21 protein-coding genes and 1 tRNA gene are annotated in these 24,538 nt (G+C 40.9%); 21 read left to right on the forward strand and 1 reads right to left on the reverse strand.

Annotated elements, in window-relative coordinates; translation table 11 throughout:
* Nucleotides 1-123: 123 nt before the first annotated feature.
* Nucleotides 124-1,155, reverse strand: a complete 1,032-nt coding sequence (locus DWX65_RS00005; RefSeq protein ID WP_117698729.1) for a 3-deoxy-7-phosphoheptulonate synthase — start codon at nt 1,153-1,155, stop codon at nt 124-126.
* 203 nt (nt 1,156-1,358) lie between these two features.
* Between DWX65_RS00005 and DWX65_RS00010 the strand changes: the two genes are divergently transcribed.
* The 21 genes from DWX65_RS00010 (at nt 1,359) to spoIVB (ending at nt 24,424) form a co-directional block, all read left to right on the forward strand.
* Nucleotides 1,359-1,877 carry a MarR family winged helix-turn-helix transcriptional regulator gene (locus tag DWX65_RS00010; RefSeq protein WP_117947078.1) on the forward strand — a complete coding sequence of 173 codons (519 nt, stop codon included), beginning with the start codon at nt 1,359-1,361 and terminating at the stop codon, nt 1,875-1,877.
* Between the two features lie 42 nt (nt 1,878-1,919).
* A complete protein-coding gene (locus tag DWX65_RS00015; protein WP_118057373.1) occupies nt 1,920-4,238 on the forward strand; it encodes an ABC transporter ATP-binding protein in 2,319 nt (772 codons plus the stop codon).
* Between the two features lies 1 nt (nt 4,239).
* Nucleotides 4,240-6,093 (forward strand): ABC transporter ATP-binding protein, encoded by a 1,854-nt coding sequence (locus DWX65_RS00020; protein WP_022243240.1) that lies wholly within the window; start codon nt 4,240-4,242, stop codon nt 6,091-6,093.
* 47 nt (nt 6,094-6,140) lie between these two features.
* Nucleotides 6,141-6,212, forward strand: a tRNA-Arg gene (locus DWX65_RS00025).
* Between the two features lie 140 nt (nt 6,213-6,352).
* Nucleotides 6,353-7,630, forward strand: coding sequence for an SH3 domain-containing protein (locus tag DWX65_RS00030; RefSeq protein WP_118172522.1), 1,278 nt, complete (start codon nt 6,353-6,355; stop codon nt 7,628-7,630).
* 148 nt (nt 7,631-7,778) lie between these two features.
* Nucleotides 7,779-8,519: a pseudouridine synthase gene (locus DWX65_RS00035; RefSeq protein WP_022243238.1), complete on the forward strand. Its 741-nt coding sequence runs from the start codon at nt 7,779-7,781 to the stop codon at nt 8,517-8,519.
* A gap of 22 nt (nt 8,520-8,541) precedes the next feature.
* Nucleotides 8,542-10,515 carry an NAD-dependent DNA ligase LigA gene (ligA, locus tag DWX65_RS00040; protein WP_118172523.1) on the forward strand — a complete coding sequence of 658 codons (1,974 nt, stop codon included), beginning with the start codon at nt 8,542-8,544 and terminating at the stop codon, nt 10,513-10,515.
* A 78-nt stretch (nt 10,516-10,593) separates the two neighbouring features.
* On the forward strand, nt 10,594-11,526 hold the full coding sequence (gene metA / locus DWX65_RS00045; protein ID WP_022243236.1) for a homoserine O-acetyltransferase MetA: 933 nt from the start codon (nt 10,594-10,596) through the stop codon (nt 11,524-11,526).
* 46 nt (nt 11,527-11,572) lie between these two features.
* Nucleotides 11,573-12,052, forward strand: a complete 480-nt coding sequence (locus DWX65_RS00050) for a hypothetical protein (RefSeq protein ID WP_117698585.1) — start codon at nt 11,573-11,575, stop codon at nt 12,050-12,052.
* A 2-nt stretch (nt 12,053-12,054) separates the two neighbouring features.
* Nucleotides 12,055-14,019, forward strand: coding sequence for an EAL domain-containing protein (locus DWX65_RS00055; RefSeq protein WP_118172524.1), 1,965 nt, complete (start codon nt 12,055-12,057; stop codon nt 14,017-14,019).
* Between the two features lie 22 nt (nt 14,020-14,041).
* On the forward strand, nt 14,042-14,419 hold the full coding sequence (locus DWX65_RS00060; protein ID WP_022243233.1) for an Asp23/Gls24 family envelope stress response protein: 378 nt from the start codon (nt 14,042-14,044) through the stop codon (nt 14,417-14,419).
* Nucleotides 14,420-14,516: 97 nt separating this feature from the next.
* Nucleotides 14,517-14,912, forward strand: coding sequence for a transcription antitermination factor NusB (nusB, locus tag DWX65_RS00065; RefSeq protein ID WP_197420811.1), 396 nt, complete (start codon nt 14,517-14,519; stop codon nt 14,910-14,912).
* On the forward strand, nt 14,909-16,126 hold the full coding sequence (gene xseA / locus DWX65_RS00070; RefSeq protein ID WP_117841132.1) for an exodeoxyribonuclease VII large subunit: 1,218 nt from the start codon (nt 14,909-14,911) through the stop codon (nt 16,124-16,126). Before nusB ends, xseA begins: the two co-directional genes overlap by 4 nt.
* On the forward strand, nt 16,123-16,374 hold the full coding sequence (gene xseB, locus DWX65_RS00075) for an exodeoxyribonuclease VII small subunit (protein ID WP_117841131.1): 252 nt from the start codon (nt 16,123-16,125) through the stop codon (nt 16,372-16,374). The genes xseA and xseB overlap by 4 nt, the downstream gene beginning before the upstream one ends.
* Nucleotides 16,374-17,261, forward strand: a complete 888-nt coding sequence (locus DWX65_RS00080) for a polyprenyl synthetase family protein (protein ID WP_022243229.1) — start codon at nt 16,374-16,376, stop codon at nt 17,259-17,261. Before xseB ends, DWX65_RS00080 begins: the two co-directional genes overlap by 1 nt.
* 30 nt (nt 17,262-17,291) lie before the next feature.
* Nucleotides 17,292-19,157 carry a 1-deoxy-D-xylulose-5-phosphate synthase gene (gene dxs, locus DWX65_RS00085; protein WP_118057366.1) on the forward strand — a complete coding sequence of 622 codons (1,866 nt, stop codon included), beginning with the start codon at nt 17,292-17,294 and terminating at the stop codon, nt 19,155-19,157.
* A 5-nt stretch (nt 19,158-19,162) separates the two neighbouring features.
* Entirely contained in the window at nt 19,163-19,963 is an 801-nt protein-coding gene (locus tag DWX65_RS00090; RefSeq protein WP_118057365.1) for a TlyA family RNA methyltransferase, read from the forward strand.
* A gap of 4 nt (nt 19,964-19,967) precedes the next feature.
* Complete coding sequence (locus tag DWX65_RS00095; RefSeq protein ID WP_118057364.1) at nt 19,968-20,822, forward strand: NAD(+)/NADH kinase; 855 nt, start codon at nt 19,968-19,970, stop codon at nt 20,820-20,822.
* Between the two features lie 14 nt (nt 20,823-20,836).
* A complete protein-coding gene (gene argR, locus DWX65_RS00100) occupies nt 20,837-21,289 on the forward strand; it encodes an arginine repressor (RefSeq protein ID WP_118172525.1) in 453 nt (150 codons plus the stop codon).
* Between the two features lie 33 nt (nt 21,290-21,322).
* Nucleotides 21,323-22,999 carry a DNA repair protein RecN gene (gene recN, locus DWX65_RS00105; protein WP_117841126.1) on the forward strand — a complete coding sequence of 559 codons (1,677 nt, stop codon included), beginning with the start codon at nt 21,323-21,325 and terminating at the stop codon, nt 22,997-22,999.
* 135 nt (nt 23,000-23,134) lie between these two features.
* Nucleotides 23,135-24,424 carry a SpoIVB peptidase gene (gene spoIVB, locus DWX65_RS00110; protein ID WP_158564670.1) on the forward strand — a complete coding sequence of 430 codons (1,290 nt, stop codon included), beginning with the start codon at nt 23,135-23,137 and terminating at the stop codon, nt 24,422-24,424.
* The last annotated feature ends 114 nt before the right edge of the window (nt 24,425-24,538 follow it).

A 24,538-nucleotide genomic window follows, 5' to 3' on the forward strand; every position in this document is an offset into this window, starting at 1 on the left:
TCGTTAGATTTTTTGGTCTAACTTTTAGGGGTCGGTACACTTTCTAAAAAAATGGCTGCCCCCTTTTTCCATTGTCAGGCATTCGTAAGGAGCTGCCGGAGGCAGCTCCTGTAGATGAAATTATTATTTATTCATTTCTGCAATGTCATAGATAAGACGAGCGGAATCTTCCCAGCCTAAGCATGGGTCAGTAATGGATTTACCATAGATGTGTTCGCCGATTTTCTGATTGCCCGGTTCAATGTAGCTTTCAATCATAACACCCTTAATCATCTTGTGAATTTCAGGGGAGAGCTGGCGGTTATGCATCACTTCTTTGACGATACGGATCTGCTCGAAGTATTTTTTATTGGAGTTAGAGTGGTTTGCATCTACGATAGCAGCTGGATTCTTAAGGTCACGTTCATTATACATTTCAATCAGACGCATAATATCTTCGTAGTGGTAGTTCTGTGTGCTGTTACCATGTTTGCTTACAGCACCACGGAGAACAACGTGAGTTAAGTCGTTACCAGGAGTCTCTACTTCATATCCACGATATACGAAATGATGTGGATGCTGGGCAGCATATACGGAATTGAGCATAACGGAGAAGTCACCACTGGTCGGGTTCTTCATTCCGGATGCAACATCAAACCCACTGACTACAAGACGATGCTGCTGGTCTTCTACAGAACGTGCACCGATAGCAACGTAGGAGAGCAGGTCGTCAATGTAACTCCAGTTTTCCGGATAAAGCATTTCGTCGGCAGGGGTCAGACCACTTTCTTCAATGGTACGGATGTGCAGCTTACGCATTGCAATCAGTCCGGCAACCATATCAGGAGCTTTCTCAGGGTCAGGCTGGGTAGCAATACCTTTATAGCCTTCGCCGGTTGTTCTTGGCTTATTGGTGTAGACACGAGGAATAATAATCAGACGGTCTTTGACATCTTCTGCAATTTTAGTCAGGCGGCTGACGTAGTCGCAGACAGGTTCTTCGCTGTCAGCGGAACAAGGTCCGATGATAACTAAGAAACGGTCATCTTCGCCGGTTAAGACTTTACGAATTGCAGCGTCCCGTTCTTTTTTTATCTGTGCCAGTTTCTCTGGAAGCGGATACTCTTTTTTGATTTCTTCTGGACTTGGTAATTGGTTTAAAAAATTAAAACTCATATTTTTAGTCTCCTTTAGTAAAAAAACTTGCTTTTTTTATATTATAAGATTCGTTTTTAACTGTCAATGATATGATTTAATAATAATTTTATACTTTTTTAATTGACCTATCTTAATCATGGTGCTATTATTGTTTTCACATGTTAATAGTTAACAATGTTAAATAAATAGAAAATATAAAATGTAAAGAAAGGGAGGTGAAAATGATGCAGGGTTGTGGAAATGAAATATTTTCCATATTTAATCGTTTTCATCGTTTGAAAATCTCATCAATTCTGCCGGGGGTCTCATCCGTGGAAATGGGAACCTTAAAGACCATCGAGCATTGCCGCAAAGAAAAAGAGATGGCTACCAAAGAGACAGATGCCAAAGAGCCGGATAGCAAATCGATAGATGCAAAGGTTACGGTATCGGAAGTGGTACGTTATATGCGTGTGGCAGCACCGGCGGTGTCCCGGACACTTCGTTCCCTGGAAGAGAAAAAATATGTTGAACGTATGGTGTGTGAGGGTGACCGGCGGAATGTTTATGTGAGAGTAACTGAGGAAGGAAAAGAGGTTTTAAATGAATGCAACCGGATTTTGAGTGAATTATTAAAGTCGGTTACGGAGAAAATGGGAGAAGAAGATATGAACCGGCTGATTGGCTATCTGAATAAATTAGAGCAGATAGCAGAGCTTGAGATTGAAAAGAGAAGACAGTTGAAACAGCAATTAAAATAGAAATATTTTATAAATAATATAGAAAAGGAAGGAACAGGAAAGATGCGGAAAATATTTAAAAATATGCTCCCGTACTGGCATATCATCGTGGTAATATTTCTCCTCCTTGGAGTGCAGGCTTATTGCGATTTGTCGTTGCCACAATATACATCCGATATCATCGATGTAGGAATCCAGAATAAGGGAATCAAACATATTTTGCCGGAAAAGATGCCGGAGGAAGAATATCAGCTGGCAGAACTTTTTATGACAGATGGTGAAAAGGATACTTTTGAAGCGGTCTATGAAAAAAAAGACGATACTTATGTATGTACTGCGGATAAAGAGACATTAGAAACATTGGATGATGAACTACTGACACCAATCGTACTGACTTACCGTATGGCAAATATGAGTGAAACGGATTTTAAGAATACGATTGCGGAAGCATTGGAGCAGAATCCGCAGAACCAGATTACCAAAGAAAGCTTAGATGAGATGTCCATTGAAGAAATCGGACAGATGATGCAGATGGAACTGACCACATATGAAGCGGAAAATGATGATGGCGAAATGGTAACTTATGTGGATATGCGTCCGATGATGAAGCAGCTGATTGCAAGCGGTGCAATGACGCAGGATGGTATAGCACAGTCCAGAGAATATATGGAAAATATGATAGATTCTGTGGGGAGCAGTACCTTACATGCCATGGGAACAGCATATGCAGCATCCTGTGACGAAAAGGCAGGACTTGATGTGGAGCATATCCAGAAGAATTATCTCTGGTCAGAGGGTGGAAAGATGGCAGCTATGTCATTACTCATGCTGGCAGTTGCAGTGGTAGTCGGATATCTTGCATCCAGAGTCGGCGCAGGAGTCGGAAGAGACTTAAGAGAGAAAATCTTTGGTAAGGTAGTAGGCTTTTCCAATACTGAGATGGATAAATTCTCTACCGCTTCCTTAATTACAAGAAGCACCAATGATATTCAGCAGATTCAGTTTGTAACAGCAATTATGCTTCGAATGCTTTTATATGCACCAATCATCGGAATTGGTGGAATTTATAAAGTATTAAAGACCGGAGCACATATGGAATGGATTATCGTAATGGCAGTACTGGTAATTTCCGGACTGGTTATGGTGTTGATGTCCATTACACTTCCGAAGTTCAAAATAATGCAGAAGTTAGTGGATGCCCTGAACTTAGTATCCAGAGAGATTCTTACGGGACTTTCCGTAATCCGTGCTTTTGGAAGAGAAAAAAAGGAAGAAGAGCGGTTTGATGAAGCAAACCGGAATCTTACCAGAACACAGTTATTTACCAACCGTGTCATGACTTTTATGATGCCGGGCATGATGTTTATTATGTATGGAGTAACCATACTGATTGTCTGGGTATCGGCACATCGTATTGATGCCGGACAGCTTCAGGTAGGAGCAATGACCGCATTTATTACTTATACCATGCAGATTGTTATGGCATTCCTGATGCTTACCATGATGTCTATTATGCTGCCGCGTGCCGGTGTTGCAGCAGACCGGATTGATGAAGTTATTACTACAAATTCTTCTATTATAGAAAAGGCAGAAAAAGAAACAATTGAAAAACATACCGGAAAAGTGGAATTCCATCATGTAAACTTCCGTTATCCGGGTGCAGATGAAGATGTATTGGAAGATATTGATTTTACAGCAGAACCGGGAAAGACAACAGCGATTATCGGAAGTACCGGCTGTGGAAAGTCAACGCTGGTTAATCTGATTCCGAGATTCTATGATGTAACAGCCGGTAAGATTACCTTAGATGGTGTGGATATCCGGAATTTAAGCTTAGCTGAATTAAGAGACGAAATCGGATTCGTACCACAGAAGGGAATTCTGTTTTCAGGAACCATTGCATCCAATCTGAAATTTGGCAGACCGGAAGCTACGGAAGCAGAAATGACAGAGGCTGCAGAGATTGCACAGGCAACAGAATTTATTAATGAAAAGCCGGAAAAATATGACAGCGGGATTGCACAGGGTGGAACGAATGTTTCCGGTGGACAGAAACAGAGATTATCCATCGCCAGAGCAATCGCAAAGAATCCGAATGTTTATATCTTTGATGACAGTTTCTCTGCACTTGATATGAAGACCGATGCGGCACTGCGTAAAGCATTGGAGTCAAAAACAAAAGAAAGCAGTGTAATTATCGTGGCACAGCGAATCAGTACCATTTTACATGCCGACCAGATTCTTGTATTGGATGAAGGTAAGATTGTCGGAAAAGGTACTCATGAAGAATTATTACGGGATTGTGAAGTATATCAGCAGATTGCACAGTCACAGTTATCCGCAAAGGAATTGGGATTAGAAGAGGGAAAGGAGGAAAAATAACATGAGTAATGAGCAAAGTTATCGTGCACCACGTCGTAGAGGTCCGAGAGGACCAATGGGCGGTGGAATGATGCCGGGTGAAAAAGCAAAAGATTTTAAGGGCTCTTTCCGGAAACTTCTTTCTTATATTGGAAAATATAAAATTGGAATTGTTGCAGTTATGATACTTGCAATCTGTTCTACCGTATTTTCTGTATTAGGACCAAAGGTAATGGGTAAAGCTACTACGGCATTGGCAGACGGTCTGATGAATAAAGTAGCAGGAACCGGCGGAATTGATTTTACACTGATTGGAAAGATATTATTATTTACTCTTGGCTTATATATTATCAGTGCGGTATTCAGCTTTTTTCAGGGGTTTATTATGACTGGAATCACACAGAAAATCTGCTATCGTATGCGTAAAGAGATTTCTGAAAAAATCAACCGTATGCCGATGAAATATTTTGAAAGCAGAACTTATGGGGAAGTTCTTTCCCGTATTACCAATGATGTGGATACTTTGGGACAGAGCTTAAACCAGAGTGTGACACAGATTATTACCAGCGTGGCAACCATTATCGGAGTGCTTGTGATGATGCTTTCTATTTCACCACTGATGACACTGATTGCATTAGTAATTCTTCCGATTTCAGCGTTGATGGTTTCGGCAATTGCAAAATTTTCACAGAAATATTTCCGTACCCAGCAGGAGTACTTGGGACATATTAATGGACAGGTGGAAGAGACTTATTCCGGACATTTAGTTATCCAGGCATTTAATAAAGAAAAGGAAACCATAAAACGGTTTAATGATACAAACCATGTATTATATGAGTCTGCCTGGAAATCCCAGTTTTTATCAGGAATGATGCAGCCGGTTATGGTATTTGTCGGTAACCTTGGCTATGCAGGTGTGGCAATTTCCGGTGGAATGCTTGCAATTAACGGAACAATCGGAATTGGTGATATTCAGGCATTTATCCAGTATGTAAAGAGCTTCACCCAGCCAATCCAGCAGATTGCACAGGTCATTAACCAGGTACAGTCCATGACTGCAGCTTCAGAACGTGTTTTTGAATTCTTAGGTGAAGAGGAAGAAGACCAGACCACAGAAAATGCAGTGGAATTAAAGGATGTTCGTGGAGAAGTAGAATTCTCCCATGTGCATTTCGGATACAATCCGGATCAGATTATCATTAATGATTTCTCAGCAAAGGTAGAACCGGGACAGAAGATTGCCATTGTAGGACCAACCGGAGCAGGTAAGACTACCATGGTGAAGCTGCTGATGCGTTTTTATGATGTCAACAGTGGAAGCATCAGATTAGATGGTAACGATATCAGAAACTATAACCGCCGGGAGCTAAGAGATGCCTTCGGCATGGTACTTCAGGATACCTGGTTATTTAAAGGTACTATTATGGAAAATATCCGTTACGGAAGACTGGATGCCACGGACGAAGAAGTTATTGCAGCAGCAAAAGCAGCCCATGCCCATCATTTCATCCAGACACTGCCGGGTGGTTATAATATGGAATTAAATGAGGACGCCAGCAATGTATCCCAGGGACAGAAACAGTTGCTTACCATAGCCCGTGCCATTTTAGCAGACAACCGGGTATTGATTTTAGATGAAGCAACTTCTTCTGTTGATACCAGAACAGAGCACAGAATCCAGAAGGCTATGGATAACCTGATGAAAGGAAGAACAAGTTTTATTATTGCCCATCGTCTGTCTACCATTCGTGATGCTGATCTGATTCTTGTTATGAAAGATGGTGATATTATTGAACAGGGAAATCATGAAGAACTGTTACAGAAGAATGGTTTCTATGCACAGCTTTATAATTCCCAGTTTGAAGAAGCTTCTTAAATAAAACCTTTGATTTTTTTATATAGATGTGTTAGTATAAATAAGCTGCAACCGTAGTCTAATGGATAGAACGTCAGACTCCGACTCTGATAATGCGGGTTCGATTCCCGCCGGGTGCATTTTATAATTTATATTAACACATTTTTTTGCGGGATTTATGTCCCGCAAAACTTATAAGAAACGTTTTTCATTATTTACACGGGCAGCTCACAAAGCATGCTTTTTTTGGGGGGTCACGGGTAAGGTTAGGAGGACAGATATGAAAGCGTCAGAAATCAAAGAAAAAATGAGTAAGATATCAAAGAATGATATAAGTAGTTTCTTTCAGAAGAACTGGAAATATTTTACTGCAGTAATATTATTTGTTGTATTGGCAGTAGTAATGATAAAATTCAGCAGTGGAAATAAAGATAAAGATAATGGACTTTCTACGGAACAGAGTACCGAATCAGAGAGCTTTCAGGTAGATGCCGTTCCGGAAATCAATACCCTGATGCAGAATTATTACAATGCATATGCGGCAGGTGATCTGGCAACATTACAGACCTATGCAACACCTGTTTCCGAGAATGAACAGAGCCTGATTACCATGATGTCACAGTATGCAGAGAGTTATCAGAATATCAAATGTTATACCAAGTCAGGATTAGAAGCAGATTCTTATCTTGTCTGTGTAACGCTGGATTTGAAATTCGCAGGAGTAGATACTACAGCACCTGGTATGGAGTTCTTCTATGTAAAGAAGAATGAGCAGGGGGCATTTTATGTTGACAACTTATACAGCAGCTTTAACCGTCATTATAAAGAACAGCCGACCGACAATAATGTGGAAAACTTAATCAGTAGTTTTGAAACACAGGAAGATGTTATTGCATTACAGGCAGAAGTACAGGCAAATTATGAAAAAGCAATTGCTTCAGATGAAAATCTTTCTAATATGGTAACGGTTACAATTGCTGATGCATATAATGCATGGGCAACAGCAATCGCACAGGCACAGGCACAGCAGCAGCCGGCAACAGAGGAGACACCGGCGGAACCAGAGACACCGGCGGAACCAGAGACACCGGCGGAACCAGAGGCACCGGTGGAACCAGAGACACCAACTGAGCCGGAAGTGACAACGGAGACGGTATATACACTGGATAAAGTAAATGTCAGACAGGAACCGAATGAGTCCGGAGCATTGCTTGGAACAGTTGAAAGGGGAACTGCACTGACAAGAACCGGTACGACAGAAGATGGATGGAGCAGCATTGATTACAATGGTACACCGGCATATGTAAAGAGTGACTATGTTTCAACAGAAGCACCGGCACAGGAGCCGGCGGCAGACACCAGCGGAATTGCAGCGGGCACTAAGATTACATTAACCAATACGGTTAATATCCGTTCCTCTATGAGTGAGACCGCATCCAAGGTTGGAGTTGCTTATGCAGGAGATTCTGTTACTGTTCAGATGAGCTATGCAGAAGGGTGGACAAAAGTCACCTGGAAAGATAAAGAAGGATATGTTAAGACAGAGTTCTTAAAATAATAAACAGATGGAGGTCTTAGGACCTCCGTTATTTTTACTTTACAGGAAATTGCTTTTCTGTAAAGTAAAAAACGCTCCGCGAGGATGTACCAAGACACATTCTTTGTTCCGCGGGCAGTGAGAAAATTTACACAGGGTGAAAATATCGATGGAAGAAAACGGAGTCAGAATCAATAAATTTTTAAGTGAAGCAGGATATTGTTCCCGGAGAGAAGCTGACCGTCTGATTGAGCAGGGACGCATTACGGTAGATGGAAAAGTTCTTTCTGTTGGCTGTAAGGTGATGCCGGGACAGCGAGTGCGCGTAGATGGAAAAGAAATAAAAAAAGAAGAGGAAATGATTCTTCTTGCATTTAATAAGCCGGTGGGTATTGTCTGCACTGCTGCAAAAGACGAAAAAGACAATATTGTTGATTATATTCATTATCCGAAACGTATTTATCCGGTAGGAAGACTGGATAAAGATTCCCAGGGACTTATATTATTGACAAATAATGGGGATATTGTAAATAAGATGATGCGTGCCGGGAATATGCATGAAAAGGAATATGAAGTTACCGTAAATCATGACATAACGGAGACATTTTTAAAGAAAATGTCCGGGGGAGTTCCACTGGAAGAACTTGGTGTGGTTACAAGACCATGTGCAGTAGAAAAACTGGATGTGCGTAAATTCCGAATCATATTAACCCAGGGGTATAACCGGCAGATCCGCCGGATGTGTGAGTATTGCGGATATAAAGTAGTAAAATTAAAGAGAGTCCGCATTATGAATATAGAACTGGGCAGTCTCAAAAAAGGAAAGTACCGCAGAGTAACGGCGGAGGAGTGGACTGAGCTGAACCGGCGCATTTTAAATTCCAGCAATACAACAGTAATGCCAAAATAGATTGAGGGTAAGGAGCATATCCATGGATGAGAAGAAGAGAATCGAGGAACTGGTAAAAACGTTAAATGAGGCGTCCGAAGCATATTACAATGGACAGGATGAAATTATGTCAAACTATGAATGGGATGGCATGTTTGACGAACTGACCCGGTTAGAAGAAAAAACAGGATATATTCTGCCGGAAAGTCCGACACAGAATGCCGGATTTGAGGAAAGCAATGGTGAACGGGAAGCGCATGAATATCCGGCACTTTCCCTTGCCAAGACAAAACGGATTTCTGATTTACAGGTGTGGGCGGGAGAAAGACCAGTCTGGTTATCCTGGAAACTGGATGGATTAACATTGGTAGTAACTTATGATAACGGAAAACTTGTTAAGATTTTAACAAGAGGAAATGGAACCGTCGGCAGCAATATCACATTTATGAAGGATGCCATTGAAGGGATTCCAAAGACTGTAAAATATAAGGGACATCTGGTAGTCCGTGGCGAAGCGGCTATTACCTATACAGATTTTGAATTAATCAATGATACCATTGAAGATGATGATGAAAAATATGCCAATCCGAGAAATCTTGCATCCGGCACTTTAGGTCTGGATAAGAGCAATCTTGATAAAGTAAAGGAACGCCATATTCATTTTTATGCATTTACACTGGTGCATCTGGATGAAACAATGTCATCCTGGGGAGAACGGATGGATTATCTTGAGAAGCTTGGATTTACGACAGTAGCACATGAATTGACCGATGCGAAAGGGTTGGAGGAAGTTGTAGAACGCTGGACAAAGAAGGTAGAAGATGGTGAAATGGATATTCCGGTAGATGGACTGGTTATCTGTTATGAAGATAATGATTATGCCCAGACCGGTAATGTTACTGGACATCATGCGTCAAGAGCCGGTTATGCGTTTAAATGGCAGGATGTCTCTGTGGAGACCACATTAAAATATGTAGAGTGGTCCTGTGCGGCATCTACCATTTCTCCGGTAGCAGTATTTGAGCCGGTTGCACTGGAGGGAACCACCGTAAGCCGCGCCTCTCTTTGCAATATCAGTGAAATGGAACGTCTTGGAATCGGAGAAGATGGGAAGACAACACTTGATATTATTAAAGCAAATAAGATTATTCCAAAATGTATCGGCGTAAAGAAAAAGGAAGGAACTTTTACGATTCCGGAATTCTGTCCGGTATGCCATGCCAGAACGGAAATCAGAATCAGTGAACACAGCGGAACAAAGACTTTACATTGTACGAATCCGGACTGTACCGCAAAGCATGTAAAAAAATTCAGCCGCTTTGTCAGCAAGCCTGGCATGGACATTGACGGATTGTCCATACAGACCATGCTAAAGTTTATGAACTTAGGATATATCCATTATTTTGAAGATATTTATACTCTTAAAAATCATGCGGATGAAATCCGCTCTTTAGACGGATTTGGCGAGAAATCCTGTAACAATATGCTGCAGGCAATTGAAAAGAGCAAAAACGTTGATCCGGTACATTTTATTTATGCACTATGCATTCCGCAGATTGGCACCGATGCAGGAAAGAAAATGATTGCTGCCCTTGGCACAGGAGGTTTCTTTCAGAAACTGCATGCAGGGGAAGGATTTGAGGATATTGACGGAATCGGACCGGAGCGTTCGACTTCCATGCTGGACTGGTACAGACAGAATCAAAACCGTCATACGGTAGCTGCATTAGAAGAAATATTAAACATTGCGGAAGTAGAGCCGAAGGTGACAGAGGGAGGAACCTGTGAAGGACTTACCTTTGTCATTACCGGTGATGTCCATCAGTTTAAAAACCGTACCGAATTTAAAGAGTATGTGGAGAGCCAGAACGGCTCTGTTACCGGCAGTGTTTCTAAGAAAACAGATTATCTTGTGAATAATGATATTGAATCCACATCATCAAAGAATCAGAAAGCAAAGAGTCTTGGCATTCCGATTATTTCTGAAGATATGTTTGTGGAACGTTTCGGAAAGTGAATTGCATATTGAAGTATTCGTAAAATTAAGGTATTATGAAATGAGATATGTGTATATGATGAAAAGAGGTTAGATAATATGCCGATTAAGATAATGAGCGATTTACCGTCCAGAGAGATTCTGGAAAGGGAAAATGTGTTTGTTATGGATGAGGGAAGAGCAGAACATCAGGATATCCGCCCAATCCGGATTGGAATACTGAATCTGATGCCATTAAAAGAAGAAACGGAACTGCAGTTGCTGCGTTCACTTGCAAATACACCATTACAGGTTGATGTTACCTTTTTAACGGTATCATCCCATGAATCAAAGAATACATCCATGAGTCATCTGAATCATTTTTATCAGACAATGGATGAAATCTGGGATGAGAATCTGGACGGACTGATTATAACCGGTGCACCGGTAGAAACCATGGAATACGAAGAGGTGGATTACTGGAAGGAAGTCTGTGATATTATGGAGTGGTCTAAGACCCACGTAACATCAACCCTGCATTTATGCTGGGGTGCACAGGCTGCTCTCTATTATCACTATGGTATCCCAAAATATATGCTGGATGAGAAAATGTTTGGAATTTTCGAACATCAGGTAAAGAACCGCAAAGTACCACTGGTAAGGGGATTTGATGACCGCTTTATGGCACCGCATTCGAGACATTCCGGAATCCGTAAAGAGGATATTGAGAAGGTAAAGGATATTACCATTCTTGCAGAATCAGAAAAAGCAGGTGTATTTCTGGCAATTGCCAATGAGGGACGCAAAATTTTTGTGATGGGACATCCGGAATATGACCGTTATACATTGGATGAGGAATATAAGCGTGATCTGCAGAAAGGGATGGATATTGCCATGCCGGAGAATTATTATCCGGACAATGATATCAATGCAAAACCATTACTGCAGTGGCGTTCACACGGTAATATGTTATATGCAAACTGGCTGAATTATTATGTGTATCAGCAGACACCATATGATTATATCAATACCAGAAAAATTGTGGGAAAATAAGCAGATTTCTTTTTGGAAAAAGGCTTAAGAAAATACAGGGGGCACAATGAAAACGGAGAAAAAAGGTGTAGAGGGACAACTTGATATTTTCGAAGCAATGAATCGTGCAGCAGATGCCATAGACCGGATGGTGGAAGAAGACCAGAAGAAAAAGAAGGCATCCGGAAATAAAACGGAATCCGGAGAGAAGTCTGCAAAAGCTGTAACCGGGCAGAAGAAAAACAAAGAGGATAAAATCATCCGTGGCTGTGATATGCATGCATCCATGCAGAAGACATTTCTAAACCCCGAAGACGGCGATTTTGCCATGATTGCTTATATTGACTACAACAAGGTTTATATCAGGGAATGGAATTCCCCGGCAGCGTTATATACTTTCGAAGAGTCAAAGAAGGCTGTGGATTTTTATATCGACAAACTGACGAAGATAAAGGCGGCAGGAATGGCAGAAGAAACAACAGAGCAGGAACCGTTCAGTGATGTAAAATATCTTTCAGATAATATTTATGCAGAGTGTGAGGGATAAGAATGGAGCATTTAGTATACTACGATATTGCGGCTGCATTTGTTCTTCTGACTGCATTAGTTGCTTATCATTTAAGAAAATACAGTGACAATTTTCAAAGCAGGGTATACCGCGTAATGTTGTATGCTCTGCTTGTTGTATCTACCAGCGACTTTTTACTGTTCTGGGAGGGAATTACTTTTGGAAAAACAGGAACTACAGTCCTGCTCTATATCTGTATTTTAGGACAGGTTGTGGCAGCGGCAGCATATCTTTTGTATATTCTGTGCCTGACAGGAAGAGTGAAACGCTTTATCCGGAAGGAAAAGGGATGGTTGTTTGTACCGGCCTGGATTGTAATTGCATTGCTGGTAGTACAGTTATTTATACCATATCTTTTTAAAGTGGGAATGGATGGCAGCTATCAGAGACAGAATGGAATTATGTTATTCTACCTTTGTATGATTTGTTTTTATCTGATGGGGGAAGTGTTTCTGGTTCGTTTCCGGAAAAGGCTCAGCTTTGAATTATTATTCTCTACGACTGTATTTGCAGTTGTAAGTGTATTTACACTGGTGCTTCATATTGCATTTCCGGGTTTCCGGTTTCAGTTTTTTGGAATGGCAATGTGTGTACTTTTATATCTGATTTCTTCGGAAAGACCACAGGAATATACGGTGCCGGAGCTTGAAATTATGAACCGGAGGGCATTTTTAAAAGAGTCAGAGGAACGCCTGTTAGGAAGTGAGCGTTTTCCGATGCTTGTCATTAAAGTGCATAATTTAAAGGTGATGCGGCAGACATTGGGAAATGATTCCGTCAATGAATTCCTGAAGGAAATGGCGGCATTTTTTCGCAAGCTTATCGACAATTCACGTATTTACCAGTTTTCACAGAGCGTATATGTGCTGGCGTTAGACCGGAAGAAGAAGGATATTGATTCTTCCTTACTGATCCGGCAGATTCTGAACCGGTTTGAACAGCCATGGCATTCCGGCAGTGTAGAGACAAAATTCCGGATTCATATCAGCAGTATTGTGTGTCCGCGTGATACGAATAATCTGAATGGATTAATTGACTATATCCAGTATATGCGTTCAATATCATCTGAAAATGGAAATGTAGTATTAAAGACTGCTGAGATGGATATTGACCGGCCAAAGAGGGAACTTCGTATCCGGAAACTTTTGAATGATGCAGTAGACCATAAAGGTTTCGAAGTCTTTTACCAGCCGATTTATTCGGTGACAGAAAACAGAATCGTATCTGCGGAAGCACTGGTCCGGCTGAAAGATCAGAGTATGGGCTACATTTCTCCGGAAGAATTTATTCCAATTGCAGAAAAGAGCGGAATGATTATGCAGATTGGAGAATTTGTATTTGAGACAGTCTGTCGTTTTATCCGGGAAAAGCAGCTTACAGACTATGGCTTACAGTATATAGAAATAAATCTGTCTGTGGTGCAGTGTATGCAGGAAAATCTTGCCGAGAGGTTGACGGAAATAATGAAGAAGTATTATGTAGCACCAGCCCAGATCAATCTTGAGATTACTGAGACAGCGGCAGCCCATAGTGATATGTTGGAAAACAATATCAAGATACTGCATAAGCAGGGCATTGAGTTTTCTTTGGATGATTATGGCTCAGGATATTCCAATACGGATTATCTGTTCCGGTTCCCGTTCCGTATCGTAAAAATTGATAAAACCATTCTGTGGGAAGCGTTTAAAAATGAAAAGGCAATGATTGCATTGCGTAATACTATCCGCATGATTAAAGAACTTGGGCTTGAGATTGTGGTAGAAGGAGTAGAAAATCAGGAATATGTAGATTATCTGACAGAACAGCACTGTGATTATCTACAGGGATATTTTTATTCCAAGCCGATTCCGGACAGAGATTTCTTAGAACTTTTACGCAGGGAAAATGTACAATATTATGCGGAAAGGTTTTCAAAAAATGAATTATCTGATATAATAACCACATAATATTTTTGTAGGAGGCAAAACGATGGCAGATAATAGAAAAGTTGTTAAAATAAAAGAAGATAACCTTGGGGAAGTACATGTGGCAGATGAGGTCGTTGCTATTATTGCAGGACTTGCAGCAACAGAAGTAGAAGGAGTTGCATCCATGGCTGGCAATATTACCAATGAACTGGTGAGCAAACTTGGAATGAAGAATTTATCTAAGGGTGTTAAGGTAGAAGTGGCAGAGAAAACGGTCAGCGTAGAAGTAGCTTTAAATATTTCTTATGGTTATTCTATTCCGGAAGTATCTGAGAAGGTACAGGAGAAAGTAAAATCTGCAATTGAGACTATGACAGGATTATCCGTAGCAATTGTTAACGTCAGAATTGCAACGGTTGACATGAAAAATACGAAATAAAACTTTTGTGATAACCGCAGATGTAGTATAATAAAGAATGCTGTTAAAGCATTCTTTTTTATAGTTACATGGAAGACCAATAATGAAAGGATACAACATGAGCAGGAGAGAAATCAGAGAACAGATATTTAAAATGTTATTCCGTGTGGAATTTCATAGTGAGAAGGAATACGAAGAGCAGATGAATCTGTTTATCGAAGAGAATGAACCGATTGAGAAGCCGGATGAGAGTTATATTGAAGACAAATTTAATAAGATTATTGCTGTTTTAGAGGAAATCGATAAGATTATCAATGAATCATCCAAAGGCTGGAAAACAACCCGTATGGGCAAAGTTGATCTGACCCTGATTCGTCTTGCTGTATATGAGATGAAATATGAAGAGGATATTCCAACCGGAGTAGCCATCAATGAAGCAGTAGAACTGGCAAAAAAATATGGAACAGATGATTCACCGGCATTTATCAACGGAGTATTGGCAAAAATCGCATGATAAAGAAAGTATATGGGGTAACCCAGATTAACCGATACATCAGAAATATGTTTGCCCAGGATTTTGTCCTGCATCAGGTATGTGTGAAGGGTGAGGTATCGAATTGTAAATATCATTCCTCCGGTCATATTTATTTTACTTTAAAGGAAAATAACAGTGCCATCAGTGCAATTATGTTTGCCGGTAACCGGGGTGGTTTATCCTTTCGTATGAAGGATGGCGACAAAGTCGAGGTAACAGGTTCTATTGAAGTATTTGAACGTGATGGCAGATATCAGATATATGCAAAAGAAATTACACTTGCCGGTGCAGGGGATTTATATTCCAGATTTCTTCAATTGAAACAGGAACTTGAGGAAATGGGCATGTTTGCGGAAGAGTATAAAAAACCGATTCCGCAGTATGCCGGACGTATTGGAATTGTTACAGCACCTACCGGGGCTGCAATACAGGATATCCGTAATATTGCTGCACGAAGAAATCCTTATGTGCAGCTTATTCTATATCCGGCACTGGTACAGGGTGAGGGTGCCAAAGAAAGCATTGTAAATGGGATTCATGCATTGGATGCCATGCATTTGGACATTATCATTGTGGGGCGTGGTGGTGGCTCCATAGAGGATTTATGGGCATTCAACGAAGAAATTGTTGCAAGGGCAATTTTTGAATGTGAAACACCGGTTATTTCTGCAGTGGGACATGAAGTGGATTACACCATTGCGGATTATGTGGCAGACTTGCGGGCACCGACTCCGTCTGCAGCGGCAGAACTTGCGGTATATGACAGGAATCAGATGTTACAGCGGATACAGACTGACCGGGTACATCTGATGCGCAGCATGAAGAGTAAAATTGCTGTGATACAGGGACGCATGGAGACACTGAAGGCAAGATTAATGCAACAGAGTCCTGTATATCGTCTGAACAGTCAGAAACAGTATCTGGGGGAATTACAGCTTCGCTTAGAGCATGGCATGACACAGCAGTTAGATAAGAATAAGGCAAGACTTCGGATGTTAGCCCAGCATTTCGATGATATTTCGCCATTGAAACGATTGGGACAGGGATATGCATATGTTTCTGACAGCCGGCAGAATGGTTTAAAAAGTGTTTCACAGGTTTCAAAAGGAGAACAATTGCAGATCAGTGTAAAAGACGGAACCGTTAAGGCAAGAGTAGAAGAAATCATATGCCAGGAGGAAATCGGAAGATGACAGATTATACAATCAATGAAAATGAGACAGATAATATAACGGAAAAAAAAGAAAATGAGAATTTAGAGGATTTATTTGCAGAAGTGGAACAGCTGATTGCACATATGGAGGAAGACATTTCTCTGGATGAATCCTTTCTCTGCTATGAGCAGGGCATGAAGAAGCTGAAACACTGCAGTGAGCGGATAGATTCGATTGAAAAGAAAATGTTAGTGTTGAATGAACAGGGAATGCTGGAGGAATTTTAATGGATATGACAGCAGAGCTTACAAAGCGGACAGAACAGATTGAAAACATCATAAAAAAATATCTTCCGGAGGAAGAAGGCTATCAGAAGCAGGTAATTGAAGCCATGAATTATAGTTTTCTTGCAGGAGGAAAGCGGTTAAGACCAATGCTGATGTTGGAAACTTACCGCATGTTTGGTGGAAAATCAGAGGTAATTGAGCCATTCATGGCAGCCATTGAGATGATTCATACTTATTCTTTAATTCATGATGATCTGCCGGCAATGGATAATGATGAATACCGCCGCGGACGAAAGACAACGCATATTGTCTATGGAGAAGCTATGGCAATTCTTGCCGGGGATGGTCTTTTGAATTTTGCCTATGAGACAGCATTGACAGCATTACAGACGGAACAGACGCCTAATGTGGCAAAGGCATTGCTTGTATTATCGCAGAAAGCCGGAATTTATGGTATGGTAGGGGGACAGACCGTAGATGTGGAAACGGATCAAACACAGTCTGTCACCAGAGACCAGTTAGATTTTATTTATAAATTAAAGACCAGTGCTTTGATTGAAGCGTCTATGTTAATCGGTGCAATTCTTGCAGGTGCCACGAAAAGCGAGCAGAAGATTATCGAAGAGGCGGCATCAGAGATTGGTCTGGCATTCCAGATACAGGATGATATTTTAGATGTTACCGGTAATCAGGAAGTGCTTGGGAAACCGGTTGGCAGTGATGCCAAAAACGAAAAGGCAACTTATGTTACATATGAGGGATTGAAAAAAGCACAGGAAGATGTGAAACGATATTCAAAACATGCAGTGAATTTATTAGAATCACTGGTGGTAAAAAATGAATTTCTGATTCATCTGGTAGAATATCTGATTCATAGGGAAAAATAAGAACTTCAGAAACCAAAGGAGTAAAGATACATGGTGCTGGAAAAGATTGAGCATGAAAATGATATAAAAAGGATAAATAAAAACGAACTTCCGATTCTGGCAGAGGAAATCCGCTCTTTTTTGATTGACAAAATATCAAAAACCGGTGGGCACCTTGCCTCCAATCTTGGCGTGGTAGAGCTTACCATGGCACTGCATCTTGCTTTTGATTTACCAGAGGATAAAATTATCTGGGATGTAGGACATCAGTCTTATACCCATAAATTACTGACAGGAAGAAAAGCCGGTTTTGATGAACTGAGAAAATACGGCGGCATGAGCGGATTCCCCAAACGTCATGAAAGTGATTGCGACTGCTTTGATACGGGACACAGTTCGACTTCCATATCCGCAGGATTAGGCTATGCTATGGCAAGGGAGATTACCGGAGAAAAGTACAAAGTCATCTCTGTTATCGGAGATGGTGCATTGACTGGAGGAATGGCTTATGAGGCATTGAATAATGCATCCAAATTAAAGTCAAATCTGATTATTGTTTTAAATGACAATAAGATGTCTATATCGGAAAATGTCGGCGGTGTATCCAGATATTTAAGCGGACTTCGTACCGCAGAATCTTATCAGGGATTAAAGAATGGTATTACGAATTCCCTGAACAGCATTCCGAAATATGGAGAACGTATTGTTGAGAAAATCCGTAAGACCAAAAATGGAATCAAGCAGCTTGTGATTCCGGGCATGCTCTTTGAAAATATGGGAATCCTTTATTTAGGACCGGTAGATGGTCATAATATTCCTGCCATGGTGAAATTATTCAAAGAAGCCTCTAAGGTGGAAGGACCGGTTCTGGTACATGTGATTACGGAAAAAGGAAAAGGATACCTTCCGGCAGAACGCCATCCGGCACGTTTTCATGGAACGGAAGCCTTTGATGTTGAGACAGGACTGCCTCTTGTGAAACGGGTAAAAGCCAATTATACCGATATTTTTTCTACGGTTATGCGTAAATTGGGCGACCGGGATGAAAAAGTGGTTGCCATTACAGCGGCAATGGCAGATGGAACCGGACTAAAAAGATTCCGGAATATGTTCCCGGAACGTTTCTTTGATGTGGGAATTGCAGAAGAACATGCAGTGACTTTTGCCGCAGGATTGGCAGCAGCCGGTTTGAAGCCGATTGTAGCGGTTTATTCTTCTTTCCTGCAAAGAGCATATGACCAGATTCTGCATGATGTCTGTATACAGGAATTGCATGTAGTATTTGCCATTGACCGTGCAGGACTTGTGGGCAGTGATGGAGAGACTCATCAGGGAATCTTTGATTTATCTTATCTTTCCTGTCTGCCGAATATGACAATTTTAGCACCTAAGAATAAGTGGGAATTATCAGATATGATAAAATATGCGGTAGATTTTTCCGGACCGATTGCAGTACGATATCCGAGAGGCGAAGCCTTTGATGAATTAAAGGAATACCGGGCACCGTTAGAATATGGTAAGGCAGAAGTTCTTTTTGAAGAAAGTGAAATTTTACTTTTGGCAGTAGGAAGCATGGTAAAGACAGCACTTACTGTAAGGGAACAATTAAAAGAAAAAGGTTATTCCTGTTCTCTTGTTAATGCAAGATTTGTGAAGCCTTTTGATGAAGAACTGCTTCTTAAGCTGCAGAAGAATCATAAGCTTCTGGTTACGCTGGAAGAAAATGTGCAATCCGGAGGCTTTGGAGAGCATGTATTGGAATTTATGAATACAAATGGAGATGGTTCCATGGAGGTTTTAAATATTGCAATACCGGATGTATATGTAGAGCATGGAAATGTAGAACTTCTCCGCAAAGAAACAGGAATCGATGCAGATGGAATTATCGGTAAGATTATAGACAGAAAGGCACAATAAGAACGATGAAAGAAAGATTGGATGTTCTCTTGGTACAAAAAGGGCTGGCAGAATCCAGGGAAAAAGCAAAGGCTATGATTATGGAAGGAAATGTCTTTGTGGATGGACAGAGAGAGGATAAAGCAGGAACAAATTTTGATACAGAGGCAGAGATTGAAGTCCGGGGAAATACATTAAAATATGTCAGCCGTGGTGGACTGAAGTTAGAGAAAGCAATGAAGGAATTTGATATTTCTTTAGAGGGAATGGTCTGCATGGATATCGGCGCATCCACCGGCGGATTTACTGACTGTATGTTGCAAAATGGTGCAGTGAAGGTATATTCTGTAGATGTAGGATATGGACAGTTTGCCTGGAAATTAAGAAATGACCCAAGGGTTGTCTGCATGGAGAAAACCAATATCCGTTATGTAACGCCGGAAGATATTGCAGATGTCCTTGATTTTGCATCCGTTGATGTATCTTTTATTTCTCTTACCAAGGTGCTGGTACCGGCAAGGGAGCTGCTGCGGGACGGTGGAAGAATGGTCTGCCTGATTAAGCCGCAGTTTGAAGCCGGAAGGGAAAAAGTAGGAAAAAAAGGTGTTGTCCGTGACCCAAAGGTACATGAGGAAGTCATCCATAAGGTAATTGATTTTGCGTTGGAAAATGGATTTTCTGTTCATAATCTTTCCTATTCACCGATTAAGGGCCCGGAGGGAAATATTGAATATCTGGTATATATCGAGAAAAACAGCGAGAGCAAGAAGGAGGAGACCATTGATGTGGATGCCATCGTAGAGGCGGCACATACATCATTGTCCTAGATATATGAAGCATTTTTTCATAATTGTAAACGCACAAAAAGACAGTGAACTTATTTTTACCAATCAGATTATAGATTACATCAGGCGTAAGGGAGGAACCTGTGATTATTTTGCCAGCTTTGAGGAAGAAAAAGCGGAAGCAGTGGAAAAAGAAATTCCAACAGAAACCGAGGCGGTGCTTGTTATTGGTGGAGATGGAACATTAATTCGTGCGGCACGCAATCTGGTAAAGAAAAATATTCCGTTGCTGGGAATTAATTTAGGAAAGCTTGGATATCTGTGTGAGGTAGAAGAGAATACGATATTCCCGGCAATTGATGAATTGATGGCTGACCGTTATACCATAGAGCAGAGAATGCTTTTAGATGGATATACCGTACAAAGTGGCGGAGAGAAGATTCAGAGGGTTGCGTTAAATGATGTGGTCATCCATCGTACGGGAGCACTTCAGATTGTGAATCTGAATGTTTATGTAAATGGAGAGTATCTCTATAATTTTAAGGCGGATGGAATTATTGTGGCAACACCAACCGGTTCCACCGGTTATAGTATGTCGGCAGGTGGCCCTATTGTGGATCCGAAAGCCAACCTTTTGCTGTTGACACCGATCAATGCACATACGTTGAATTCCAAGAGCATTGTAATCGGACCGGAAGATGAAATTACCATTGAAGTAGGCATGCGGAGAAGCCAGCGGGATGAGCAGGTGGAAGTGAGCTTCGATGGAGATTCCGGAGTGGAACTTAAGGTTGGTGACAAGATTGTAGTGCATAAGGCAGAAGAATCTGTAGGGATTATTCGTTTGAGTAAGATTAGTTTCCTTGAAATTTTGCGGAAAAAGATGCAGAATTATACATAACAGGAGGGACTGTAATGAAGATAGGACGACATGCAAAGATTCTGGAATTAATTCAGAAGAATGAGATAGGCACACAGGAAGAATTATCAGCAAAGTTGGAGCAGGAAGGATATCATGTGACACAGGCAACGGTTTCACGGGATATCAGAGAGTTAAAACTGACTAAGGTAGCATTGAGCAATGGCCGTCAGAAATATGTAGCTTTATCTGAAAATAAGGAGGACATGACAGAAAAGTATGTCCGTGTATTCCGGGATGGTTTTGTATCTATGGATATGGCACAGAATATTCTTGTGATTAAGACGGTATCCGGAATGGCAATGGCAGTTGCGGCAGCATTGGATGCCATGGATTGCCATGAAATAGTAGGAAGCATTGCTGGAGATGATACAATTATGTGCGCTGTCCGTACCGTAGAGGATACCACGACGTTAATGGGACGTCTTCGCCGGATTATGGAAGATTAGAGTGGAAGACGAGAGAGAGTAGAAGGAGAAAATATGTTAAGAAACCTGCATGTTAAGAACCTGGCACTCATTGATGAGGCGGAAGTCGATTTTGAAAAAGGTTTAAATATCCTGACCGGAGAGACGGGAGCCGGAAAATCAATTATCATTGGTTCCATTAATCTGGCTCTGGGAGAAAAAGTATCCAAAGAGATGTTAAGGGATAATGAGGAGAATGCCTTTGTGGAGCTGATTTTTGATGTAGAATCAGATGCTTTAAAGAAAGCACTTTCCGGGCTTGATGTTTATCCGGAGGATGATATGCTGATTTTAAGCAGAAAGATTTCTGGAGGAAGAAGCATCGCCAAAATCAATGGGGAAAGTGTTCCGGCATCAAAGATGAAAGCAGTTTCTGCGTTGCTGATTGATATTCATGGACAGCATGAACACCAGTCGCTGCTTAAGAAACAGAAGCATTTAGAAATCCTTGATGATTATGCAAGAAATGAACTGTCGGACATCAAAAGTGAGTTGAAAGAAACTTATAAAAAGTACCGTGAAGTTACGAAAGAGCTAGAAGAAGCTTCTCTGGATGAAGAGAGCCGGATGCGGGAATTATCTCTTTTAGAATATGAAATCCATGAAATTGAAGAAGCTGCATTAACAGCTGGCGAAGATGAAGTTTTAGAAACAAAATACCGGAAGCTTCTGAACGGAAAGAAAATTATGGAAGCAATTCATGCAGCCCATGGATTACTCAGCATGGAAGACGGCAGTGCATCGGAGCTGACCGGAAGAGCTCATAGAGAATTGTCATCTGTGGCAGATTATGATGATGCAATTCGTGGGATGGCAGATGAACTTTTGGAAATTGATAATCTTTTGAATGATTTGAACCGGGAAATTGCAGACTATATGGATGAGGCTGAATTTGATGATGAGACTTTTGCCGGGACAGAACAGCGTCTGGATGAAATCAATCATCTGAAGGCAAAATACGGTCATACGATAGATGAAATTTTAGCATCCTTAGAGGAAAAGCAGGAAAAGGCAGAAAAATTACAAAATTTTGATATGTATCATAAGAAGCTGCTGCAACAGGAAAATGCATTAAAAGAAACATTGCAGAAGCAGTCAGAAAAAGCATCTGCAATCCGCAAAAAATATGCGAAGGAACTGGCAGAAAAAATCAGGGAGCAGTTAGTAGATTTGAACTTCTTAGATGTTCGTTTTGAAATGAAATTTGAACAGAAAGAGACTTTTGGAGCAGATGGCTTTGATGAAGTGGAATTTGTCATTGCAACCAACCCGGGAGAGCCATTAAAACCACTTGGCAGCGTAGCATCCGGTGGAGAATTATCAAGAATTATGCTGGCATTAAAAACAGTGCTTGCTAAAAATGATGAAATAGAAACCTTGATTTTTGACGAAATTGATACGGGAATCAGCGGAAGGACGGCGCAGATGGTATCTGAAAAAATGCATATGATTGCAGAACATCATCAGGTAATCTGCATCACACATCTGCCGCAGATTGCTGCAATGGCAGATGCCCATTTCAGTATTGAAAAATCCGTAGAAAATGAGACAACCATTTCTACCATACGAAGACTCACCGAGGATGAGCAGGTAACTGAATTAGCAAGAATGCTTGGTGGAGTGAGGATTACAGACACCGTATTGGAAAGTGCAAGAGAAATGCTTAACCTGGCACAAAATGCTAAAAAATAAACGATTGAATCAAACAATAATACACATAATAAAAACAGGATATTCAATGAATATCCTGTTTTTATTTTACGCGGGAAAGCTGTAAAGAGAGTTTCCTGTAGTTATTATGCCTGTAGTGAGGAAAATATAATGCGGATGAGATTAATAAGAAAAAGCATAAAAAATATATGGCAGATTATAGTGATTGTCTGGCTGGTATTTGCTTACCAGCTTATGTTAAATATGGTTCCGGATGAAGTAAAACTTATCGATGGTGATTTAAGTAAACTGGACATTTCCATGCCGGTGACCTTCGAATGCCGGGATTCCGGAAAGAGATTTATCGATACATCTGTAATGGAAAATCAGCAGCTGCAAAGCAGCATGGACAAGGCCGGTGACGAAAGAAATGAAATAGATATGGTTTCAGATACGGTTGTTTTACGAGCGAAGCTCTTTGGAATTATTCCCATAAAGGATGTGCAGGCAGATATTGTAGCGGAGCAGGAGGTCTATGCCAGCGGGGAAAATATTGGTATTTATGTGCAGACAGATGGCATCTTTGTCATTGGAACGGGAAATTTTGAAGGGTTAGACGGTATGCTGTATGCACCGGCACAGAATGTTTTAAAGAGTGGAGATTATATCTGTGCAGTAGATGGAAAAAAGCTTGAAAATAAGGAGGCGTTAATGGATGCTGTCGATAAATGTGAAGGAAAATCTTTAGTGCTTCGGATACGTCGAAATGGAGAAACATTAGAATTATATATACAGCCGAAATTGTCAAAAGAAGAAACGTATAAATTAGGAGTCTGGGTAAGGGATGATCTGGCAGGAATCGGAACACTTACCTATATCAGCCAGGATGGAAGCTATGGGGCACTGGGACATGCGGTAACAGACATGGATACCGGAAGTATGCTGGAAGTGGGGACGGGAAAACTTTATAACAGCAGACTGGTGGGAATCGTAAAAGGAGAATCCGGTAAACCGGGTGAATTATCAGGAGTCATTAATTATGAAGAAAAATATTGTATGGGAGATATTGAGGAGAACTGCGAACGAGGAATCTATGGAACATTACATGAAAAAAATAATTTGCTGGAACATGCCGTAGCTTATCCGTTTGGTTATAAGCAGGATATTGAACCTGGAGAAGCAGAAATTATCAGTGATATCGACGGAACGATAGCGCATTATAAGATAAGAATTACGGAAGTTAATTATCGGAAGAATAAGGAGAACAAAAGTATTTTATTTGAAGTAGAGGATGCGGCACTGTTAGAGAGCACCGGAGGTATTGTACAGGGAATGAGCGGCAGCCCGATGATCCAGAACGGAAGGCTGATAGGTGCAGTTACCCATGTGTTCGTCGATGATGCAAAGAAAGGGTATGGTATTTTTATCGAGGATATGTTAGAGATGGGGAAAACGTCGAATCCATAAGAAAAAACAGTTTATAATTTAACGACATGTTTCGACATAATTTATGTCAGGATATAATTATGATACAAAATGTATAAGGGGAGGAAGGCAGCCGTTGTCTCCCAGACGACATTG

The organism is Roseburia sp. AF20-18LB (assembly GCF_003461185.1).
Taxonomy (GTDB): domain Bacteria; phylum Bacillota; class Clostridia; order Lachnospirales; family Lachnospiraceae; genus Roseburia_C; species Roseburia_C amylophila.

Bases quoted from the DNA above. Each gene is read 5' to 3' on its own strand.
- DWX65_RS00005 (WP_117698729.1), bottom strand. From the start codon at position 1,155: ATGAGTTTTAATTTTTTAAACCAATTACCAAGTCCAGAAGAAATCAAA.
- DWX65_RS00010 (WP_117947078.1), top strand. From the start codon at position 1,359: ATGATGCAGGGTTGTGGAAATGAAATATTTTCCATATTTAATCGTTTT.
- DWX65_RS00015 (WP_118057373.1), top strand. From the start codon at position 1,920: ATGCGGAAAATATTTAAAAATATGCTCCCGTACTGGCATATCATCGTG.
- DWX65_RS00020 (WP_022243240.1), top strand. From the start codon at position 4,240: ATGAGTAATGAGCAAAGTTATCGTGCACCACGTCGTAGAGGTCCGAGA.
- DWX65_RS00030 (WP_118172522.1), top strand. From the start codon at position 6,353: ATGAAAGCGTCAGAAATCAAAGAAAAAATGAGTAAGATATCAAAGAAT.
- DWX65_RS00035 (WP_022243238.1), top strand. From the start codon at position 7,779: ATGGAAGAAAACGGAGTCAGAATCAATAAATTTTTAAGTGAAGCAGGA.
- ligA (WP_118172523.1), top strand. From the start codon at position 8,542: ATGGATGAGAAGAAGAGAATCGAGGAACTGGTAAAAACGTTAAATGAG.
- metA (WP_022243236.1), top strand. From the start codon at position 10,594: ATGCCGATTAAGATAATGAGCGATTTACCGTCCAGAGAGATTCTGGAA.
- DWX65_RS00050 (WP_117698585.1), top strand. From the start codon at position 11,573: ATGAAAACGGAGAAAAAAGGTGTAGAGGGACAACTTGATATTTTCGAA.
- DWX65_RS00055 (WP_118172524.1), top strand. From the start codon at position 12,055: ATGGAGCATTTAGTATACTACGATATTGCGGCTGCATTTGTTCTTCTG.
- DWX65_RS00060 (WP_022243233.1), top strand. From the start codon at position 14,042: ATGGCAGATAATAGAAAAGTTGTTAAAATAAAAGAAGATAACCTTGGG.
- nusB (WP_197420811.1), top strand. From the start codon at position 14,517: ATGAGCAGGAGAGAAATCAGAGAACAGATATTTAAAATGTTATTCCGT.
- xseA (WP_117841132.1), top strand. From the start codon at position 14,909: ATGATAAAGAAAGTATATGGGGTAACCCAGATTAACCGATACATCAGA.
- xseB (WP_117841131.1), top strand. From the start codon at position 16,123: ATGACAGATTATACAATCAATGAAAATGAGACAGATAATATAACGGAA.
- DWX65_RS00080 (WP_022243229.1), top strand. From the start codon at position 16,374: ATGGATATGACAGCAGAGCTTACAAAGCGGACAGAACAGATTGAAAAC.
- dxs (WP_118057366.1), top strand. From the start codon at position 17,292: ATGGTGCTGGAAAAGATTGAGCATGAAAATGATATAAAAAGGATAAAT.
- DWX65_RS00090 (WP_118057365.1), top strand. From the start codon at position 19,163: ATGAAAGAAAGATTGGATGTTCTCTTGGTACAAAAAGGGCTGGCAGAA.
- DWX65_RS00095 (WP_118057364.1), top strand. From the start codon at position 19,968: ATGAAGCATTTTTTCATAATTGTAAACGCACAAAAAGACAGTGAACTT.
- argR (WP_118172525.1), top strand. From the start codon at position 20,837: ATGAAGATAGGACGACATGCAAAGATTCTGGAATTAATTCAGAAGAAT.
- recN (WP_117841126.1), top strand. From the start codon at position 21,323: ATGTTAAGAAACCTGCATGTTAAGAACCTGGCACTCATTGATGAGGCG.
- spoIVB (WP_158564670.1), top strand. From the start codon at position 23,135: ATGAGATTAATAAGAAAAAGCATAAAAAATATATGGCAGATTATAGTG.